The 21,087-nt window shown below is 58.2% G+C and carries 17 protein-coding genes; 10 read left to right on the forward strand and 7 right to left on the reverse strand.

Translation table 11 applies throughout. The features are described from left to right. The first annotated feature begins 30 nt into the window (after positions 1-30). From ytfQ to yjfF, 4 genes are read left to right on the forward strand one after another with little or no spacing between them, the layout of a single operon-like run. Positions 31-987, forward strand: a complete 957-nt coding sequence (ytfQ, locus tag HA43_RS06770) for a galactofuranose ABC transporter, galactofuranose-binding protein YtfQ (RefSeq protein ID WP_071668782.1) — start codon at positions 31-33, stop codon at positions 985-987. 54 nt (positions 988-1,041) lie between these two features. Next, complete coding sequence (locus tag HA43_RS06775) at positions 1,042-2,562, forward strand: sugar ABC transporter ATP-binding protein (protein ID WP_071668783.1); 1,521 nt, start codon at positions 1,042-1,044, stop codon at positions 2,560-2,562. Further along, positions 2,555-3,571, forward strand: a complete 1,017-nt coding sequence (gene ytfT / locus HA43_RS06780) for a galactofuranose ABC transporter, ATP-binding protein YtfT (protein ID WP_039384208.1) — start codon at positions 2,555-2,557, stop codon at positions 3,569-3,571. Before HA43_RS06775 ends, ytfT begins: the two co-directional genes overlap by 8 nt. Then, positions 3,568-4,554 carry a galactofuranose ABC transporter, permease protein YjfF gene (gene yjfF / locus HA43_RS06785; RefSeq protein ID WP_039384209.1) on the forward strand — a complete coding sequence of 329 codons (987 nt, stop codon included), beginning with the start codon at positions 3,568-3,570 and terminating at the stop codon, positions 4,552-4,554. Before ytfT ends, yjfF begins: the two co-directional genes overlap by 4 nt. A gap of 307 nt (positions 4,555-4,861) precedes the next feature. Here yjfF and HA43_RS18830 read toward each other — a convergent pair whose 3' ends face one another. The 3 genes from HA43_RS18830 to HA43_RS06795 all read right to left on the reverse strand — a co-directional run bounded on the left by HA43_RS18830 (position 4,862) and on the right by HA43_RS06795 (position 8,334). Beyond that, positions 4,862-5,029: a hypothetical protein gene (locus HA43_RS18830; RefSeq protein WP_158086432.1), complete on the reverse strand. Its 168-nt coding sequence runs from the start codon at positions 5,027-5,029 to the stop codon at positions 4,862-4,864. A gap of 104 nt (positions 5,030-5,133) precedes the next feature. Further along, positions 5,134-6,636, reverse strand: coding sequence for an L-arabinose isomerase (gene araA / locus HA43_RS06790; RefSeq protein ID WP_071668785.1), 1,503 nt, complete (start codon positions 6,634-6,636; stop codon positions 5,134-5,136). A 12-nt stretch (positions 6,637-6,648) separates the two neighbouring features. After that, complete coding sequence (locus HA43_RS06795) at positions 6,649-8,334, reverse strand: ribulokinase (RefSeq protein WP_094111271.1); 1,686 nt, start codon at positions 8,332-8,334, stop codon at positions 6,649-6,651. Between the two features lie 367 nt (positions 8,335-8,701). Between HA43_RS06795 and HA43_RS06800 the strand changes: the two genes are divergently transcribed. The 5 genes from HA43_RS06800 to HA43_RS06820 all read left to right on the forward strand — a co-directional run bounded on the left by HA43_RS06800 (position 8,702) and on the right by HA43_RS06820 (position 14,352). Then, positions 8,702-9,685, forward strand: coding sequence for an arabinose ABC transporter substrate-binding protein (locus tag HA43_RS06800; RefSeq protein ID WP_094111272.1), 984 nt, complete (start codon positions 8,702-8,704; stop codon positions 9,683-9,685). 58 nt (positions 9,686-9,743) lie between these two features. Then, positions 9,744-11,264 (forward strand): L-arabinose ABC transporter ATP-binding protein AraG, encoded by a 1,521-nt coding sequence (gene araG, locus HA43_RS06805; protein WP_094111273.1) that lies wholly within the window; start codon positions 9,744-9,746, stop codon positions 11,262-11,264. A 17-nt stretch (positions 11,265-11,281) separates the two neighbouring features. After that, on the forward strand, positions 11,282-12,268 hold the full coding sequence (gene araH, locus HA43_RS06810; RefSeq protein WP_039384220.1) for an L-arabinose ABC transporter permease AraH: 987 nt from the start codon (positions 11,282-11,284) through the stop codon (positions 12,266-12,268). A 54-nt stretch (positions 12,269-12,322) separates the two neighbouring features. Then, complete coding sequence (gene araC / locus HA43_RS06815) at positions 12,323-13,246, forward strand: arabinose operon transcriptional regulator AraC (RefSeq protein WP_039384223.1); 924 nt, start codon at positions 12,323-12,325, stop codon at positions 13,244-13,246. Positions 13,247-13,311: 65 nt separating this feature from the next. Further along, a complete protein-coding gene (locus HA43_RS06820) occupies positions 13,312-14,352 on the forward strand; it encodes an oxidoreductase (RefSeq protein ID WP_094111274.1) in 1,041 nt (346 codons plus the stop codon). A gap of 36 nt (positions 14,353-14,388) precedes the next feature. Here HA43_RS06820 and add read toward each other — a convergent pair whose 3' ends face one another. The 3 genes from add to manA form a co-directional block, all read right to left on the reverse strand. Continuing rightward, positions 14,389-15,387 carry an adenosine deaminase gene (gene add / locus HA43_RS06825; RefSeq protein ID WP_094111275.1) on the reverse strand — a complete coding sequence of 333 codons (999 nt, stop codon included), beginning with the start codon at positions 15,385-15,387 and terminating at the stop codon, positions 14,389-14,391. Positions 15,388-15,541: 154 nt separating this feature from the next. Next, positions 15,542-17,041: a YdgA family protein gene (locus HA43_RS06830; RefSeq protein ID WP_094111276.1), complete on the reverse strand. Its 1,500-nt coding sequence runs from the start codon at positions 17,039-17,041 to the stop codon at positions 15,542-15,544. 119 nt (positions 17,042-17,160) lie between these two features. Beyond that, positions 17,161-18,345 (reverse strand): mannose-6-phosphate isomerase, encoded by a 1,185-nt coding sequence (gene manA, locus HA43_RS06835; protein ID WP_094111277.1) that lies wholly within the window; start codon positions 18,343-18,345, stop codon positions 17,161-17,163. 191 nt (positions 18,346-18,536) lie between these two features. Between manA and fumC the strand changes: the two genes are divergently transcribed. Then, positions 18,537-19,934 (forward strand): class II fumarate hydratase, encoded by a 1,398-nt coding sequence (gene fumC, locus HA43_RS06840; protein ID WP_071668791.1) that lies wholly within the window; start codon positions 18,537-18,539, stop codon positions 19,932-19,934. A gap of 23 nt (positions 19,935-19,957) precedes the next feature. Here fumC and tus read toward each other — a convergent pair whose 3' ends face one another. Beyond that, positions 19,958-20,887, reverse strand: coding sequence for a DNA replication terminus site-binding protein (tus, locus tag HA43_RS06845; protein ID WP_094111278.1), 930 nt, complete (start codon positions 20,885-20,887; stop codon positions 19,958-19,960). Positions 20,888-21,087: the final 200 nt, after the last annotated feature.

Consider the following 21,087-nt stretch of genomic DNA (forward strand, 5'->3'; position numbering starts at 1 on the left):
CTACACACTCCCTTCAGAGGAATGAAAACTATGTGGAAACGTTTACTCCTGACCGCCATGGTGAGCGCCGCGCTCAGCACGCCGGTGCTGGCCGCTGATATGACAGTGGGATTCTCGCAGGTTGGTTCAGAATCGGGCTGGCGTGCTGCTGAAACCAGCGTCGCAAAAAGCGAGGCTAAAAAGCGCGGCATTACGCTGAAAATTGCTGATGGTCAGCAGAAGCAGGAAAACCAGATTAAAGCAGTACGTTCGTTTATTGCTCAGGGGGTGGACGCCATCTTCATCGCGCCGGTGGTGCAGACCGGCTGGGAACCGGTACTTGAAGAAGCAAAAGATGCCAAAATTCCGGTTTTCCTGCTGGATCGCGCCATTGTTGTTAAGGACAAATCTCTCTATATGGCTGTGGTGACGGCGGACAACGTGCTGGAAGGCAAGCTGATTGGCGACTGGCTGGTGAAAACCGTGGGCGACAAGCAGTGTAACGTCGTAGAGCTGCAGGGAACGGTCGGCGCCAGTGTGGCCATCGATCGTAAAAAAGGGTTTGCCGAAGCGATAGCCGGACATAACAACATTAAGGTGATCCGTTCCCAGTCCGGTGACTTTACCCGCAGTAAAGGTAAAGAGGTGATGGAGAGCTTTATTAAAGCTGAAAATAACGGCAAAAACATCTGCATGGTCTATGCCCACAATGATGATATGGCAATCGGTGCCATTCAGGCGATAAAAGAAGCGGGCCTGAAGCCGGGCAAAGATATTCTGACTGGTTCAATCGATGGCGTACCGGATATCTATAAAGCGATGCTGGCCGGTGAGGCAAATGCCAACGTCGAGCTGACGCCGGATATGGCTGGCCCGGCGTTTGATGCGCTGGAGAAGTTTAAGAAAGATGGCACCATGCCGCCTAAAATCATTAAAACGGAGTCGAAGCTCTTCCTGCCGGCGGATGCCCAGACAGAACTCGATAAAAAGAAAAACATGGGTTACTGATCCCCGCAGCCGCCCTGCGGGGCGGCTCTGCTGACATCAGCGAGGTAGAGCCTGATGAGCACCATTGATGATACACCGCTGCTCACGCTGAGCGGCATCAGTAAAGGATTTCCCGGCGTAAAAGCGCTGGATAATGTGTCATTCACTATCCGCAAAGGCGAGATTATGGCGCTGCTGGGTGAAAACGGCGCCGGCAAATCAACGCTGATTAAAGTGCTGACCGGCGTCTATTCACGCGATGCCGGTAGCATCACCCTTAACGGAGAAGCAATCACGCCCCACAGTACGGCGGATGCGCAGCGCGCCGGGATCGGTACGGTCTATCAGGAAGTTAACCTTCTGCCAAATATGTCGGTAGCAGATAACCTCTATATCGGCCGTGAGCCAAAGCGCTTTGGCATGGTCGATCGCCGGAAAATGAACCGTGATGCGGATACGCTGATGCGCAATTACGGCTTTGCGCTGGATGTGACGCGCCCGCTCGGACATTACTCTGTCGCCATGCAGCAGATTATCGCTATCTGCCGCGCGGTCGATTTGTCGGCACAGATACTGATTCTGGATGAGCCTACGGCCAGTCTGGACGCCAGTGAAGTAGAGATGCTGTTTACGCTCATGGCGCAACTGCGTGCCAGAGGCATGAGTCTGATCTTTGTAACCCACTTTCTTGACCAGGTGTACCGTATTACCGACCGCATTACCGTATTACGCAACGGCCAGTTTATCGCCACGCGTGATACCGCTTCGCTACCACAGATAGAGCTGATTAAACTGATGCTGGGGCGCGAGCTGCTGGAGACCGCGCTGCAGCGACAGGGCAGCACCCTGCGCAGCGATCAGCCGGTAGTAGCGTTTGAGGATTATGGCAGGAAAGGCACCATTGAGCCTTTCAGCCTGCAGGTCAGGCCAGGCGAGGTGGTGGGTCTGGCGGGTCTGCTGGGTTCAGGCCGTACTGAAACCGCAGAGGTGCTGTTTGGCATCCGGCGTGCCGATCGCGGCACCGCGCGTATTAAAGGCAAGCTGCAGACTATTCGCACGCCGGCGCAGGCATCCCGCCTGGGTATGGGATTCTGTCCTGAAGATCGCAAAACGGATGGCATTATTGGTGCGGCTTCCGTGCGTGAGAATATTATTCTGGCGCTGCAGGCGCAGCGCGGCTGGCTGCGTCCGATTAAGCGTCGCGAGCAGCAGGCGATTGCCGAACGTTTCATTAAAAGCCTCGGCATCCGTACGCCGCATGCCGACCAGCCGATCGAGTTGCTGTCAGGCGGCAATCAGCAGAAGGTGCTGCTGTCGCGCTGGCTGGTGACCAAACCGCAGTTTCTGATCCTGGATGAGCCAACGCGCGGCATCGATGTCGGTGCGCACGCTGAGATTATTCGTTTGATCGAGTCGCTCTGCGCGGATGGTCTGGCGCTGCTGGTCATCTCTTCTGAACTGGAAGAGCTGGTTGGTTACGCCGATCGCGTCCTGATTATGCGCGATCTGAAGCAGGTGGCTGAAATCCCACTCGAGCAGCTCTCCGTGGCGTCCATTGTGAACGCGATCGCCGAGGGAGGTGCACAACATGCCTGAATCGTCTATGACACAGTCAAAACCTGAAAGACGTAAGCTGAAGCTGCCTCCGGGTATGCCACAGCTTGTTGCACTGATTCTGGTGCTGCTGATTGACAGCCTGGTAGCGAATAACTTTTTTGCCATTCATATTCAGGATGGTCGTCTGTTTGGCAGCCCGATCGATATTCTGAACCGCGCCGCGCCGGTAGCGCTGCTCGCCGTGGGCATGACGCTGGTCATCGCTACCGGCGGGATCGATCTCTCTGTGGGCGCGGTAATGGCTATTGCGGGCGCAACCGCAGCCACGCTGACCGTTGCCGGACATAGCCTGGGCGTGATTGTGCTGGCAACGCTCGGCACCGGTCTGCTATGTGGTCTGTGGAATGGGGTGCTGGTGGCGCTGCTGAAAATCCAGCCGTTTGTGGCCACGCTTATTCTGATGGTAGCGGGGCGGGGCGTAGCGCAGCTGATTACGCAGGGGCAGATCGTGACGTTTAACAGCGAAAGCCTGGCGTGGTTTGGCAGCGGTTCGCTGCTCTGGTTGCCGGTGCCGGTGTGGATCACGCTGCTGGTGGCGCTGGCTGTCTGGCTGCTGACGCGCAAAACAGCGCTGGGCCTGTTTATCGAAGCGGTAGGTATCAACCTGCGCGCGGCGCGTAACGCAGGCGTTAACGGCTGGCTGGTGGTGATGTCGACCTATGTGATTAGCGGCTTATGTGCAGCGGTGGCCGGGCTGATTGTCGCGGCTGATATCCGGGGTGCTGACGCCAATAACGCCGGCCTGTGGCTGGAGCTGGATGCCATTCTGGCCGTGGTGATTGGCGGAGCCTCGCTGATGGGGGGTCGCTTTAATCTGGTGCTGTCGCTGATTGGCGCACTGATTATCCAGTCGATGAATACCGGGATCCTGTTGTCAGGGTTCCCGCCGGAACTGAACCAGGTGGTGAAAGCGGTGGTTGTGATGTGCGTGCTGCTGCTGCAGTCGCCGCGGTTTATCGCCATGCTGAAGGGGAGGCGTTCAAAATGATAAAGCGTCATTTGCCATTGATGATTACGCTGCTGGTGTTTGTGGCGGGGTATCTGTTCTGTCTGAGCCAGTTTCCGGGCTTCGCATCAACACGGGTTATCTGCAATATTCTGACGGATAACGCTTTTCTTGGCATTATCGCCGTAGGCATGACCTTTGTGATTCTGTCCGGCGGGATCGACCTCTCCGTTGGCGCGGTAATCGCCTTTACCGGCGTGTTTCTGGCCCGCATTATCGGTGATTTCCACCTTGATCCGCTGCTGGCGTTTGCCTTGATTCTTGCGCTGGGGGCGCTGTTTGGCGCCATGATGGGCTGGCTGATTGATGCGCTGAAGATCCCGGCGTTTATTATTACGCTGGCAGGGATGTTTTTTCTGCGCGGCTGCAGTTACCTGGTGTCAGAGAATTCTATTCCGATTGATCATCCTCTTTACGCCACGCTGTCAGGCCTGGCCTGGAAAATCCCCGGCGGCGGGCGGCTGAGCCTGCTGGCGGTAATTATGCTGGTGGTGGTCGCAGGAGGGATTATTCTGGCGCACCGTACCCGGTTCGGAAATCAGGTATACGCCATTGGCGGCAATCTTACCTCGGCGCAGCTGATGGGCGTTTCGACCCGCGCGACGACCATTAAGGTGTATATGCTCTCTACGACGCTGGCGACCCTGGCCGGTATTGTGTTCTCTATCTATACCTCCGCCGGATACGCGCTGGCCGGGCTGGGCGTAGAGCTGGATGCGATTGCTTCGGTAGTGATTGGCGGTACGCTGCTGTCCGGCGGCGTTGGCACCGTGCTCGGCACGCTGTTTGGGGTACTGATTCAGGGACTGATCCAGACGTGGATTAATTTCGACGGCACGCTAAGTTCGTGGTGGACCAAGATTGCTATCGGCATCCTGCTGTTTGCTTTTATTGCGCTGCAGCGCATGTTAACCGTAATGTGGGATCGCCAGCAAAACGCCCCGGTAAAACGCCTCACCCCGTAGGGGAAGCATTTAGCACCATTCTTCCTCGTAGGGGGCGCATTCAGTACCATTCTGCCTCGTAGGGGGCGCATTCAGTACCATTCTGCCTCGTAGGGGGCGCATTCATGCGCCCCTGGCCGAGATCGGCTCCCGGGCTATACGCCCCCTGGCCGACTACCACGGTCGGTAAAGCCCGGGGCGATCGCAAAGGAACCCGGCGTCCTGCCGATCGTCCGCGCCATCCCTGGCGCGGACGCTTTGCTCTTCGCCCCGGGCTTCACCGGCCTGCCAGCATTCTCGCTCGTTGCCAGAGCCCAATCTTCACACATCAGGTATCCGCTGCAACCAGGGCGGCATAAATGCCGCCCCTACAGCACAGCATCACCATTCTCCCCGTAGGGGGCGCATTCATGCGCCCCTGGCCGAGATCGGCTCCCTGGCCATACGCATTCATGCGCCCCTGGCCGAGATCGGCTCCCTGGCCATACGCATTCATGCGCCCCTGGCCGAGATCGGCTCCCTGGCCGGTTTTAAACCGGGAATTTCAGGCATTAAAAAGCCGCGACGATGCGCGGCTTAACGTTGGATCAGTAATCGGAATCAGCGGGCTAAACGGTAATAAACTTCGTTCCAGCGCAGCGCATCCTTAAACGCAGGCAGGCGGGTTTCTTCATCGATCACCATCACTTCAATTCCGTTCAGTTCGCCGTAGAGATACATATCCTCCAGATCCAGCGCCTGACTGAATACCGTATGGTGCGCACCGCCGCCGAGGATCCACGCTTCTGACGCAGTTGCCAGCGACGGCTGGGCGCGCCACAGCGCGCGGGCAACCGGCAGCTTCGGCAGCGGTTCAGGCTGTTCAATCGCATCCACTACGTTAACCAGCAGGCGGAAACGATCGCCAAGATCAATTACGCTGGCATTGATCGCGCGTCCGGCAGGCGTTGAGAAAATCAGACGCGCCGGATCGGCTTTACCGCCAATTCCCAGGAACTGGACGTCAATCAGCGGCTTCTCCTCTTTGGCAATGGAAGGGCAGACTTCCAGCATGTGCGAACCCAGTACCAGATCGTTGCCCGGAGAGAAGTGATACGTGTAATCCTCCATAAAGGAGGTGCCGCCGGCACGTGCGCCCGCCTGCACTTTGAGAATGTGCAGCAGCGCTGCGGTTTTCCAGTCACCTTCGCCGGCAAAGCCATAGCCCTGGCCCATCAGACGCTGCACCGCCAGTCCCGGCAGCTGCGTCATACCGTGCAGCGTCTGGAAGTTGGTCGTGAACGCTTTACATCCTTCATCCTCCAGGAAGCGCTTCAGGCCCAGCTCAATGCGCGCTGCGTCCAGCACGTTCTGCCGCTTGTCGCCGTTAACGGCTGCCGCCTCGCTGAAGAGATACTGACTTTCATACTCATCGATCAGCGCGCTGACGTCACCGTCGCTGACGCCATTGATCACCTCAACCAGATCGCCCACGCCCCAGCCGTTAACGGCGTAGCCAAACTGGATCTGTGCGGCAACTTTGTCGCCTTCGGTTACGGCAACTTCCCGCATATTATCGCCAAAGCGGGCAACCTTAAGCTGCTGGCTTGCCTGTTTTGCCAGCGCCGCGTTGATCCAGCGGCCGATACGCTGCTGGCTGGTGCGATCCTGCCAGTGGCCGGTGATGACGTTGTGCTGCAGTCCCATGCGGGCGCCGATGAAACCGAATTCGCGGCCGCCGTGTGCGGTCTGGTTCAGGTTCATAAAATCCATATCCATGCTGTCCCACGGGATCTCTGCGTTGAACTGAGTATGGAACTGCAGCAGTGGCTTATTCAGAACGCTCAATCCGCCGATCCACATTTTTGCCGGCGAAAACGTGTGCAGCCAGGTGATGATGCCGACGCACTGATTGTCGTGATTCGCTGCCCGGCAAAGCGCCAGCGCTTCATCCGGCGATTTGACCAGCGGCTGCAGCACCAGCGGCACCGGCAGCGTGCCAGCCTGATTAAGTCCTTCCATCACCTGACGGGCGTGCTCTTCCACCTGGCGCAACGTTTCCGCGCCGTAGAGGTGCTGTGTACCGATAACAAACCACACCTGCTGTGCGTTATGCTGTTCCATTAAACCACTCCTTTACTGTGCGGATAGGGTGCGCGGCGCGTACTGTGGTTCAGCTGCCTCACACCAGTTTTGATAACGTTGATAGAGCTGCTCATATGCCGCTACGCGCTGTGCGTCGGGCTGCAGCGTGACAGCAACCGGGCTGGCCATCACCTGCTGCGCGGCAGGTACGTCGGGATAGACTTCCGCCGCCACGGCCGCAAAAATTGCCGCGCCCAGCGCGCAGCACTCGTCTGAGGCGACAATATCCAGCGGACGGTTCATCACATCACAACACGCCTGCATAATGGCAGGGGACTTGCGGGCGATACCACCCAGCGTCAGGATGCTCTTTACCGGGATCGCCTGCTGCTCAAAACACTCCATAATCGCCCGCGCACCAAAAGCGGTGGCGGCGATCAGACCGCCAAACAAAGCCGGCGCATCGGTGCCCAGGTTGAGATCGGTGATCACACCTTTCAGCCGCTGGTTTGCATCCGGGGTGCGGCGTCCGTTAAACCAGTCCAGCACCACCGGCAGATGATCGAGCTGCGGATTAGCGGCCCACGCTTCGGTGAGTTCGCGGATCAGATCCTGCTGCAGCGCAGCCAGCTGCGGCTGCAGCTCAGGGTGGCGCTGCGCAGCCTGCTGCAGAGGCCAGCCGAGCAGGCGGCTGAACCAGGCGTAGATATCGCCAAAAGCAGACTGGCCCGCTTCACAGCCAATGGCGCCGGGAACGACGCTGCCGTCAACCTGGCCGCAGATGCCCCGGATAGCACGATCGCCGACGGTTTCGCTGTCTGCAATCAGAATATCGCAGGTCGATGTACCGATGACTTTAACCAGCGTATAGGGCTGAGCACCGGCACCAACCGCACCCATATGGCAGTCAAAGGCGCCGCCAGAGATGACCACCTGTTCAGATAACCCAAGGCGGGCAGCCCATTCAGCGCTCAGCGTGCCAACCGGCAGGTCAGCGGTCCAGGTATCGGTAAACAGCGGCGAGTCGAGCTGTTCTGTCAGCATCGGATCAAGCGCGTTGAGAAAGGCCACGTCCGGCAGGCCCTGCCACTCCGGATGCCAGAGCGATTTATGCCCGGCGGCGCAGCGCCCGCGGCGCAGCTTATCGGGGGCGGTCGTACCGCTTAGCAGCGCCGGCACCCAGTCGCAGAGTTCAACCCAGGAGACCGCCGCCTCCCGCACGGCAGCATCCTCCCGCGAGACGTGTAAGATTTTGGCCCAGAACCATTCAGATGAGTAAATGCCGCCGATATAGCGGGTGTAGTCGGTAAAGCGCCCGCTGTGGCAGAGACGGGTGATCTCTTCAGCTTCCTCAATCGCGGTGTGATCTTTCCACAACACAAACATGGCGTTGGGATTCGCCGCAAACTCCGGACGCAGCGCCAGTACATTGCCGTTGCGATCGACAGGGGCCGGTGTTGATCCGGTTGTATCCACGCCGATCCCGGCAACCGCTGCGCGCTGCGCGGGTGTTAACGCCTGAATCACGCTGACCAGCGCCTGCTCCAGCGCATCGATATAGTCCTGCGGATGATGACGAAACCGGTTGGCGTGCGCGTCGCAGAACTGGCCCTGCGCCCAGCGCGGATAGTTGACCACCGCTTTTTCCAGCTCTTTGCCGCTGTGGCAGTCAACCGCCAGCGCACGCACTGAGTCACTGCCAAAATCCAGCCCAATTGTTATGGCGCCAGCACCCATCGGGATTCTCCTGTGTGAGTTATCTGGGTTCTATCCTGCGAGGCAATGCCATAAGCCGTTAGTCATCAGCGGCTGAGAATATGTACTTTTCTGTCATCGGACAGGTTGTGTGATCGGCCGCAAAAGTCAGACACCGGTTAATTTTGCTGAATATATGGATATTTTTGCCTTCGTTTTGCTATGTGATACCGCTCTACATTTTGCGCCGCGTTTCTCGCTACAACTAGCCCAGCGTTTGCACAGCCTTTCAGCAACTCTTGAGCTAACGCGCTGATTTTGCGCTGTACACGAAAGCAGAATTCAGATGGTAGCGTTTACACAAAAACGTTAATAACAGCGATAAAACACCATTGTGCCGGAGAGCATCATGCATAAATTCACTAAAGCGCTGGCGGCCGTCAGCCTCGCCGCGGTTATGTCACATTCCGCTATCGCCGAGACGATGAAGCTCGGTTTTCTCGTTAAACAGCCAGAGGAGCCGTGGTTCCAGACCGAATGGAAATTTGCCGATAAAGCGGGCAAAGATCTGGGTTTTGAAGTGATTAAAATTGCTGTACCGGATGGTGAAAAAACGCTTAACGCCATCGACAGCCTGGCGGCCAGCGGCGCAAAAGGTTTTGTCATCTGCACCCCCGATCCCAAACTCGGTTCGGCCATTATGGCAAAAGCGCGCAGCTACGATCTGAAAGTGATCGCGGTAGATGACCAGTTTGTCACAGCGAAAGGCAAGCCGATGGAGACCGTTCCGCTGGTGATGATGGCGGCAACGAAGATCGGCGAGCGCCAGGGTCAGGAACTCTATAAAGAGATGCAGAAGCGCGGCTGGGACGTTAAAGAGACCGCGGTAATGGCGATCACTGCTAACGAGCTGGATACGGCGCGTCGTCGTACCGGCGGCTCTATGGCGGCCATTAAAGCAGCAGGCTTCCCTGAGAAGCAGATTTATCAGGTTCCTACCAAATCCAACGATATCCCCGGCGCGTTTGATGCCGGTAACTCCCTGCTGGTGCAGCACCCGGAAGTCAAACACTGGCTGATTGTCGGTATGAACGATAACACCGTGCTGGGCGGCGTGCGCGCCACAGAAGGTCAGGGTTTTAAAGCAGCAGATGTGATCGGTATCGGCATCAACGGCGTGGATGCGATCAGCGAACTCTCTAAAGGCTCTGCGACCGGTTTCTATGGTTCGCTGCTGCCCAGCCCGGACGTTCACGGTTATAAGAGCAGCCAGATGCTCTACAACTGGATCACTAAAGGCGAAGAGCCCGCCAGATTTACTGAGGTGACAGATGTGGTGCTGATCACCCGCGATAACTTCAAAACCGAACTGGCGAAGAAAGGATTGATGTAACGCACAGGGTGCGCATTTATGCGCACCTGAAATCCGACAGGCACTATCAGGAGTATCCATGGAGACCGATCAGGCATTTCTCTCTTTTCATGGCATCAGCAAAACTTTTCCTGGCGTAAAAGCCCTGCAGGATATCGGTTTTGAGTGCCGCGCCGGTGAGGTGCACGCGCTGATGGGCGAAAACGGCGCGGGAAAATCGACGCTGCTGAAAATTCTCAGCGGCAGCTACCAGCCCACGAGCGGTGAAATCCGCATCAAAGGCGAGGCGAAGCGCTTCAGTAATACGGTTGAGGCGCTGGATGCCGGCGTGGCCATTATCTACCAGGAGCTACACCTGGTGCCGGAAATGAGCGTGGCAGAGAATATCTATCTCGGCCAGCTGCCGCATAAACGCGGCCTGGTAAACCGCAAGCTGCTGCGCTACGAAGCGGGCCTGCAGCTGAAAAATCTCGGGATGGATATCGATCCCGAGATGCCGCTGAAATATCTGTCGCTGGGGCAGTGGCAGATGGTGGAGATCGCCAAGGCGCTGGCGCGCAATGCCCGCATTATCGCCTTTGATGAGCCGACCAGCTCACTCTCAGCCCGTGAAATTGAGCATCTGTTTCGCGTTATCCGTCAGCTGCGCGCTGAAGGACGGGTGGTGCTTTATGTATCGCACCGCATGGAGGAGATTTTTGCCCTGAGCGATGCGATTACCGTGTTTAAAGATGGCCGCTATGTGCGCACCTTTACGGATATGCCCAATACCCATCATGACGATCTGGTCGAGGCGATGGTCGGGCGCAACCTGGGTGACATCTATGGCTATGCGCCCCGCGAGCTGGGCGCCGTGCGTCTTCAGCTCGACCAGGTCGAGGCGAAAGGGGTGCGCATGCCCATTTCGTTCAGCGTGCGCGCCGGAGAAATTGTAGGACTGTTTGGTCTGGTGGGCGCCGGACGCAGCGAGCTGATGAAAGGGCTGTTTGGCGCCACGCAGCTGCGTAGCGGCACGGTTTCACTTGATGGCAGGCCGCTCGCGATCCGTCAGCCGATCGACGCTATCCGGGCGGGCATTATGCTCTGTCCCGAAGATCGTAAAGCGGAAGGCATCATTCCGGTGCACTCCGTGCGGGAGAACATCAATATCAGCGCGCGGCGGCATAACCTCACGGCGGGTTGCCTGATCAGGCCCGGCTGGGAGGCAAAAAATGCAGAAAGCCACATCCGTTCGCTCAATATTAAAACGCCTGGCCCGCACCAGCTGATCATGAATCTCTCCGGTGGCAACCAGCAAAAGGCCATTCTGGGCCGCTGGCTCTCAGAAGAGATGAACGTGATCATGCTGGATGAGCCGACGCGCGGTATTGACGTTGGCGCAAAACATGAGATCTACAACCTGATTTATCAACTGGCAGGCAAAGGGATTGCGGTGCTGTTTGCATCGAGCGATCTGCCCGAAGTCATGGGCCTCGCCGACCGCATTATTGTCATGCGCGAAGGTGAAATTGCCGGAGAACTGACGCACGACACGGCAACCGAACAGCTGACGCTCAGTCTGGCGATGCCGAAAACCCCTCAAACGGCCGCCGTGGCCTGATGTACAGGAGAGCAACAATGGCTTCATCTACCACTTCCAACACGCCACCGGTGCAGCGCAGCGGCCTGCAGCTGGGGCGTATCTGGGATAATTTCGGCATGCTGGTGGTTTTTGCACTGCTGTTTATTGTCTGCGCCATTTTTGTGCCGAACTTCGGCACCTTTATCAATATGAAAGGGCTGGGCCTGGCGATGTCGATGTCCGGCATGGTGGCCTGCGGCATGCTGTTTTGCCTGGCATCGGGCGACTTTGATCTCTCCATCGCCTCGGTTATCGCCTGCGCCGGCGTAGTGACGGCGGTGGTGATCAACATGACCGAAAGCCTGTGGATTGGCGTGGCTGCCGGGCTGCTGCTTGGCATGGCAACCGGTTTTGTTAACGGATTTGTTATCGCCCGGCTGAAAATTAATGCCCTGATCACCACGCTGGCAACGATGCAGATTGTGCGCGGCCTGGCCTATATCTTCTCTGACGGTAAAGCGGTAGGGATTGAAGATGAGCGCTTTTTTGCGCTGGGCTATGCCAACTGGCTCGGCGTGCCGGCGCCTATCTGGCTCACGATTGCCACCATGATCGCGTTTGGCTTCCTGCTGAATAAAACCACCTTTGGCCGCAACACGCTGGCGATTGGCGGCAATGAAGAAGCCGCCCGGCTGGCCGGCGTGCCGGTGGTGCGGACCCGCATCATTATCTTTATCCTTTCCGGGCTGGTTTCAGCGGCGGCGGGCATTATTCTGGCCTCGCGCATGACCAGCGGTCAGCCCATGACCTCGCTGGGCTATGAGCTGATTGTGATCTCTGCCTGCGTGCTGGGCGGCGTCTCGCTGAAAGGCGGCATCGGTAAAATTTCATATGTGGTGGCGGGGGTTCTGATCCTGGGTACCGTAGAGAATGCGATGAATTTACTGAATATCTCGCCATTCTCACAGTATGTCGTGCGTGGTCTGATACTGTTAGCCGCAGTGATTTTCGATCGCTACAAACAGAAAAACAGAGCCGTTTGATTCCGTCGGCGCAACGGGTGTTGCGCCGCGCGTCATGCAGAGAGTGAGGGCACTATGTACCATCGCGAACCCCCCAGTGAACAACAGAACCCCCTGCTGCCGGGCTATCCGTTTAACGCCTGGCTGGTCGCGGGACTCACGCCGATTAACGCGCAGGAGCCGCTCGATTTTTTTATCGACCGCCCGCTGGGGATGAAGGGCTATATTCTTAACCTCACCATTCGCGGTAAAGGCCGGGTTTTTGACGGCGAATCCGCCTTTGACTGTGAGCCGGGCGATCTGCTGCTGTTTCAGCCGAAAACACCCCATTATTATGGACGGTCGCCCGACAGCCCGTGCTGGCACCATCGCTGGGTCTATTTCCGGCCGCGCGCCTACTGGATTGACTGGCTGGAGTGGCAGGAGCAGAAGCAGGGCGTGGGCCGGCTGCGCCTGACTGAAGCGTTATGCGGCGAGTTTGATCGCCTGTTTGCCAGTATTGAGCAGACCCACAATTCCGGTCGCCGCTTTGCTGAAGAGCTGGCCATGAACCTGCTGGAGCGTCTGCTGCTGCGCGCGGTGGAAGAGGATCCGCGCAGCCATCAGCAGATTCGCGATCCGCGCGTAATTGAAGCCTGCCAGTACGTGACCAACCATCTTGCCAGCGAAGTCAAAATTGAGGAGGTGGCACGGCATGTCTGTTTATCTCCTTCGCGGCTGGCGCATCTGTTTCGCGAACAGATGGGCATCAATCTGCTGCGCTGGCGAGAAGATCAGCGGGTGATCCGCGCCAAGCTGCTGCTGCAGACCACGCAGGAGCCTATCGCCTCCGTGGGGCGGGAAGTGGGCTATGACGATCAGCTCTACTTTTCACGCGTGTTTCGCAAACGCACAGGCGTCAGCCCGAGTGATTTTCGCCGCCGCAGCCAGGATGCGCACGACGCGCTTGAAGCGCAGCAGAACTGGCCGGAACCCGGCCGGGCGATCTCTTTCAGCTGATTCCGCCTTGTTCTCACCGGCTGATTCGTCTTAAATCAGTCGGGTATATGACAAAAGGAGTGAGAATGAGCGATAAACTACGTGTCGGCCTGATAGGCTATGGCTTTGCCAGTAAAACCTTTCATGCCCCTTTAATCGCCGGAACAGCTGAAATGGAACTGGCAGCGATCTCCAGCAGCGATGCCGGTAAAGTGCACGCTGACTGGCCCTCTGTACAGGTCGTTGCCGATCCGCAGGCGCTGCTGGACGATCCCACCCTGCAGCTGATTGTGATCCCCACCCCCAATGACACCCACTTTCCGCTGGCCAAAGCGGCCCTGAATGCCGGCAAGCATGTGGTCGTCGACAAGCCTTTTACCGTCACGCTTTCGCAGGCGCGTGAGCTTGATCAGCTGGCAAAATCGAAAGGGCTGCTGCTGTCGGTCTTCCATAACCGCCGCTGGGACAGCGATTTTCTGACGCTAAAAACGCTGCTCGGCGAGGGCACGCTGGGCGAGGTACGCTATCTGGAGTCGCATTTTGACCGCTTCCGCCCGGAAGTGCGCCAGCGCTGGCGCGAAATGAAAGGACCGGGCAGCGGTATCTGGTTTGACCTCGGCCCGCACGTGCTGGATCAGGCGCTGCAGCTGTTTGGCATGCCGGTGGCGATCAACGTGGACATGGCAGAGCTGCGCCCTGGCGCGCAAACCACTGACTACTTTCATGCGGTGCTGACCTATCCGACGCGTCGCGTGGTGCTACACGCCAGCATGCTGGTGGCAGCAGAGTCACCGCGCTTTGTGGTACACGGCACGCGTGGCAGCTACGTAAAGTATGGCCTCGATCCGCAGGAGGATCGTCTGAAATCGGGTGCCAGACCGCCGCAGCAGGAGTGGGGCTACGACATGCGCAACGGCACGCTGACGCTGGCAGAAGGCGATATGCTGGTGGAGCAGGAGCTGCTGACGCAGCCGGGTAACTATCCGGCCTACTATGCGGCAATCCGCGATGCGATAGCCGGCACGGGGCAGAACCCGGTGCGGGCTGAAGAGGCGATACAGGTCATGGAGCTGATTGAGCTGGGTCTGCAGTCTGCAGAGAACCGTCAGACGATGTCACCACGCTGATGTTGCGCGCCGCCCAGCGGCGGCGCGTGTTCAGCCTTAGCCCGCTACGCGCTGGCGCAGCGCCGTTTTCTCCGCTTCGCTCAGAAACGCAATCGCCACGCCATTCTCCTGCGCCTGGCGGATCTCTGCCGCAGAGAGGCCGGCTGCAGGGGCCGCCACCTCATATTCATGCGCCAGCTCCACGCCCTGAACCGCCGGATCGTCAGTATTCAGCGTGGCCAGAATGCCATGCTGCAGAAACGCTTTCAGCGGGTGTTTCTCCAGCGAGGAGACGGTGCTGGTCTGAATGTTTGAGGTCAGGCAGGATTCGATGCCGATGCGCTGCTCAGCCAGGAAATCCATCAGCGCACGATCCTCTATCGCTTTAACGCCGTGACCGATACGCTCCGCGCCCAGTTCACGAATCGCCTGCCAGATACTCTCCGGACCCGCCGCTTCGCCGGCGTGTACGGTAATACGGAAGCCAGCGTCACGCGCCCGGTTGAAGTGGCTCAGGAACTCACTGCCGGGGAAGCCCAGCTCATCGCCGGCCAGATCCACGGCGGTGATACCGTCGCGATGGGCCAGTAATCCTTCCAGCTCGCGCAGGCACGCCTCTTCGCCAAAGGTGCGGCTCATAATGCCAATCAGATTAACATCCACACCGTACTGCTTCACGCCTGCGCGTACGCCGTCAATCACCGCTTCTGTCACGCCCGCCACCGGCAGGTTATGGGTCGTCGCCATATAGCCCGGCGAGAAGCGCAGTTCTGCATAGTGAATACCGGCACGCGCCGCATCTTCGACATTTTCCAGCGCAATGCGGCGGCAGGCGTCAAGATCGCCCAGCACTTTGACGCCCCAGTCGAGCTTTTGCAGAAAACTCACCAGATCGGGCTCGTTCGCGGTGACCTGCACGTGGGGACGCAGCGCGTCAAGAGAGCTGGCGGGCAGAGAGAGATTAAACTGGCGGCCGAGATCGAGAATAGTTTGGGCGCGGATATTGCCATCAAGGTGGCGGTGAATATCGGTAAGAGGAAGCTGCTGGTCGATCATGGCGCACTCGCTTGTCAGGAATAAAGTGCAGAGCATTATAAAAATATCTTGCGCAACTGCGCCAGCGATTTGCGCAAAGCAGGGTGCAGATGGTGAATATTAAAGCGGTAAAGCGCCGCTTCTTCCCGCAGGATGAAGCGGCGCATAGTGCCGGTTACTGCGGCATGCCTTCACTGGTTGGCATACCCAGCATATAGCGGGAGAGGAACTGCTCCAGTGACATCTTGTCGCCGTTCATCGTTACCTGCCCGTTTGCATACTGCAGGCTGGTCACAATGTTATTATCCTGCTGCTGCGTCAGACGGAACATCTGGCCCATCGCAGCCACGCCTTTGACCTGCTGATCCGCCAGCTTCTGCGCATCATCGCCCTGATATCCTTCGGCCAGGCCGACATGACGCATCGCTTCTGTCGCCATCGGCATATTGATATTCAGTTTGCCATCCAGCGTTTTCAGCATGCGATCTACCGCGGCACCCAGGCTCTGCGCCTCGCCGCTGACGGCGGCCGGATCGTTGAAGCCGATATTCAGGTTGAACGTGCTCTCACCCTTATCATTTTTCCAGCTCAGCGGGGCAATGCTGACCGCCGGCGCACCTTTCAGCAGCAGCGGCAGATTGTTACGCAGAATGGTCTGCACGCTGGCCTGATAGCGAATCGGATCGTCGGCAACACCCGGCTGGCGCAGCAGATCCTGCATCTGCGCGTTGTAGGTGTCGGAGAAGGTTTTCACCGCCTGGGCATCAAACTGCGAAAACTTCATCGCCAGACGCGCTTCACCAAACGGCTGCTGCTGCAGGTTGATATCGCCCACTTTATAATCGATAGTGCCGCCAATCTTGCCCTCTTTATTATCAAAAGAGGATTTGCCGTCAATTTTCTGCAGCGTCATTCCCTGCTGGCCGTTGATGCTGGCTTCCAGTTTATCCAGCGTGATGGTCTGATCGCCGACGCGCACGCCTTCCGGACTCAGGTGAGTATCACCGCCCAGCGCCAGACCGTTAAGCGTAAACAGCACCGGCTGCTCCAGCTGGTTTTTACTGGTGACGGCGATGCTGGAGAACTCACCTTTCAGACTGACTTTATCGCCTTTGCTGTCGGCGCTGACGTCGAGCTTGCCGCCGTTGGTGGCCAGCCGGTCACCGGTCTGCGCGTTGCTGTAATCCACCGGCAGCAGCGTCAGTGCAGTGTCGGTAGCCCCGCTGTAGCCAATGCGCGTATCGGCGGCAACCAGTGATTTACCGTCGGTCAGCGCGAACAGCTTTTTCACCGCATCGGTATTGGCAAGCCCGGAATGCACCGAGGCCATCGCGGGCAGAATATTACCGCGCTTCAGTTGCGCAAACGGGAAAGGACCGTGATCGATGGTCTCATTCAGCACAATGGTCTGGCCCGGCTTAAGCAGCGGATTATCCACCGTTTGGGAGCTCGCCTGCACAACCAGTTTCGTGCTGCTGCTGAACAGGCCGCGCTGATAGTCCTGATAGCTCAGCGTCAGGCGGCTGTTGGGGGACCAGGCGTTAATCTGGCTGTTGGCCTGTTGCAGCATCTCATCCTTGTGGCTCTCAATCTGCTTGCCGGTAAACCACGCTGCGCCGGTCCAAACCACACCGAGCGCGACAATCACACCTGCTGCAACCTGAGTCTTTTTCATCGCTGAGTCATCCTTATCCTTGCGTCCGCGTCCCGTCGGGGTGACGCGCCGGGTGAAGAAAAACGCCCGCAGGCGTTTAAAGTAATAGTCTGAAAGAATAGCAGTTAACGCGCGCAGCGTCAGCCGTCTGCAGTAAGCATACTGAAGACGCGCGCCAGGCGTCCGCTGCCTGAGGCCGCAACCGGGGGCTCGCTGGCGGCGACAAAACAGGATTCGCCTGGCTGCAGGACAAGCTGGCTATCCGCGCTGGCGAGCCGCGCTTCTCCCTCAATACAGAACAGCAGGGCGGCGCTGGCCGGTGCCAGCGGCTGCGCTACGGCAGAAAGCAGGTGGATGGCAAAGGAAAAATCATTAACCGGCACCGGGAAACAGAGCGCCTGCGCATCGCGCTCAGGCTGCAGCCGCAGCGTATCGGCGGCGCGGGGGATAAAGTTCAGGTTAGCCAGCAGCTCCGGCATATCGATAAATTTTGGCGTCAGGCCGGCGCGCAGCACATTATCTGAGTTAGCCATGACCTCGAGTGCAGTGCCCTGCAGGTAAGCGTGCGGCGTGCCGGCAGAGAGAAACATCGCTTCGCCGGGCTGCAGCAGCAGCAGGTTAAGCAGCAGTGGTGCAAACAGGCCGTTATCATCCGGGTAATCAGCCGCCAGCTGCCGCACAGTCAGCCACGGCTCCTCATCATGTGCCGCAGCCGCTGAACAGAGGATCGCCAGCGCGCGCCTTTTTTCATCCCCCTGCAGCGAAAACAGCGTGGCAAACAGGCGGGCAAGGGCGTCCGGGCTGGCCTGCTCAATAAAGTGCCCGATTTGCGGATGGGCGCCCGCTACCGCGCTCAGCAGCGATACCATTTCGGGCCGCTCGCGGAAGCCGTTCAGCGCCTGAAAAGGGGTCAGCGCATAGAGCAGTTCCGGTTTATGGCTGGCATCTTTATAGCTGCGCTGCGGCGCATCCACCGCAATGCCGGCTGCATTTTCACGGGCAAAACCGGCGGCAGCTGCGCGCTTATCGGGATGCGCCTGCACCGAGAGCGCTTTCGCCGCGCAGAGCACTTTGAACAGAAACGGCAGTTCACCGAACCGGTCGGCAACGGCGCTTCCCAGCATGGCGACCGGATCGCGCGCAATGAAATCGCGCAGCGAGGCGTGCCGGCCGTCAACAATCAGCGTGGACGGGCTTTTCGGATGCGCGCCCATCCACAGCTCTGCCAGCGGCCGGCCCTGCGGATCGGCAATACCATAAAGTTCCGTTAACGCCGTTGTGCTGCCCCAGTCGTAGTACTGCAGTGAGTTGTTCAATTTATGCATGTTACGCCCTCAGCTGAACAGTTATTGCCCAGTAAAGCAGAAAATTTCAGCAATTAGCGCGACCTGTGTGCAGGAAACGCGATGTGCCCGCATACTGTTTTATTGATTCGGATAACAATCCGGCCTGAAGCGGGGCGGTAAGAGGCCGCGCCCGGGGATTGCTTTCACTACTGAGAAAGGAGAAGAGGGCTATGGCAGCCAGTCGCACTGAAAAAGATTCAATGGGTCCTGTTGATGTGCCGGCAGATAAACTCTGGGGCGCACAGACGCAACGCTCGCTGGAGCATTTTCGTATCTCAACCGAGAAAATGCCGGTTGAGCTGGTCCGCGCGCTGGCGCAGACCAAGCGGGCAGCGGCAGAGGTTAACCGCGATCTGCAGCTGCTGCCGGACGATCGCGCGACAGCAATTATCCGCGCGGCGGATGAAGTGCTGGCAAACCAGCACGCCGATCAGTTTCCGCTGGCGATCTGGCAGACCGGCTCCGGCACGCAGACCAATATGAATATGAATGAAGTCCTGGCTAACCGCGCGAGCGAGATCCTCGGCGGCGAGCGCGGTATGGCGCGGCTGGTGCACCCTAATGATGATGTCAATAAAAGCCAGAGCTCTAACGACGTTTTTCCTACCGCTATGCACGTGGCGGCCGTTACGGCACTGCGCGAGCAGCTCATTCCGCAGCTGGAGGTGCTGAAAACCACGCTGGCCGGTAAAGCGGATGCATTCAGTGATATTGTGAAAATTGGCCGTACGCACCTGCAGGATGCCACGCCGCTGACGCTGGGACAGGAGATCTCAGGCTGGGTGGCGATGCTGGAGCATAATCTGAAGCACGTTGAAAACAGCATTCCCCATCTGACCGAGCTGGCGCTGGGCGGCACCGCCGTAGGCACCGGCCTGAATACGCATCCTGAATATGCCGTCCGCGTGGCGCAGGCGCTGGCCGCGCTGACCGGTCAGCCGTTCATCACCGCACCCAATAAATTTGAAGCGCTGGCGACCTGCGATGCGCTGGTGCACGCGCACGGCGCGCTGAAAGGTCTGGCGGCGTCGCTGATGAAAATTGCCAACGACGTCCGCTGGCTCTCATCCGGCCCGCGCTGCGGCATCGGCGAAATCAGTATCCCGGAAAATGAGCCGGGCAGCTCCATTATGCCGGGCAAAGTCAATCCGACCCAGTGCGAGGCGATGACCATGCTCTGCTGTCAGGTGCTGGGTAACGACGTAGCGATCAATATGGGCGGCGCGTCCGGCAACTTTGAGCTGAACGTATTCCGTCCTATGGTTATCCATAACTTCCTGCAGTCGGTGCGGCTGCTGGCCGACGGCATGGACAGCTTTAATCATCACTGCGCAACCGGTATTGAACCGGTGCGGGAGCGTATCGATCAGCTGCTGAATGAGTCGCTGATGCTGGTGACCGCGCTGAACACGCACATTGGCTATGACAAAGCGGCCGAAATTGCCAAAAAGGCCCATAAAGAGGGGCTGACGCTTAAAGCGGCCGCGCTGCAGCTCGGTTATCTCGATGAGGCGCAGTTTGATGCCTGGGTGCGCCCGGAAGAGATGGTTGGCAGCATGAAAGCGTAATCCTGCAGGTGGCGGCCGCTTCATCAGGCGAGGCGGTCGCTCCAGAGGTGCAGGCGCGGGATGATCAGATGCAGCGGCTGCGCCAGCGGTTTATAGCGGTGGGCGATATTCTCTGCATCATAATCCAGCAGTTCGCCCAGCACCGGCACCTGGGTTTTGTCACGGCACAGTACCAGCAGCGGAGAGGGGCAGGCCAGCTGCGTCTGTTTCTTCTCGCTGGCGCGCCAGACGCGGGCAATAGGCTGCACTTTAACCGGCCGCTTGATTTTCAGCTTTGCGCCTGCGGGCAGCGAACGCACCAGCTCCAGCTCCAGCTGCACTTTTTCTGCCCACTGCTCCCGCGTCCAGGGAGCCTGAGCGCGATTCGCTTTCAGGCTGCGTTCCAGCTGCTCAATAACGGCTTCCCGCGTCAGATTTTTAATGATGTTTTTGTTCGCCCAGCCAAAGCGCAGCGTATCCGGCGCATTGAGCAGGGGCACGCTGCGATAGGCGTTCAGCGTTATAAGCCCGCGCAGATGCTGATGCACAAATTCAAAGCGGGCCTCGCTCGGCAAGCCGGACTCTACGGTGATGAGCTGCTCCAGCCGCTGTTTAAGCGCGTTGATTTCGCTGACCTGCTGCGCGATCTGCTCAGCGGCCTGCTCGTCCGCCTCAATACAGATTGCTCCCGGCAGCCGCACGGCCGCTTTGGTACTGATCTTTTCTGACTGATGCTGCATAAACAGCCGGCAGTAGTGGGTGAGGGCCATTTCGCGCGCGCTCTTACCCAGATGCTGCGTCACCGCTATTTTGTCAATCTCATCATGTTCGTGACCTTTTTCAATTGCCGGCAGGCTGAACACGCGCGCCACCAGCAGCGGCTGCTGCTCAATGCTGGTGCGCAGCGCACCAAGGCGCTGTTCCAGCGTGTTAACGCACTCATGTAAATCAGCGACTAAATCGTAGCGAGCCATAATCTTCTCCTTTGTTACAACATACTTAATGTACCTGTGCCTGCGCCGCTGACAAGCTTCCGGTTTAGTTACAACAAACTATTAAAATTTAAGTTTTACCAGAATCAGCCACGGAGACCAATAATGGCCTGACAAGAAGAAGGTTCAGCCTGCAGAATATCCATGATATAACAATGCTTTATCTGATACGGAAAGCGTCC

Origin of the sequence: Pantoea eucrina (genome assembly GCF_002095385.1) — a bacterium.
Classification (GTDB): Bacteria; Pseudomonadota; Gammaproteobacteria; order Enterobacterales; family Enterobacteriaceae; genus Pantoea; species Pantoea eucrina.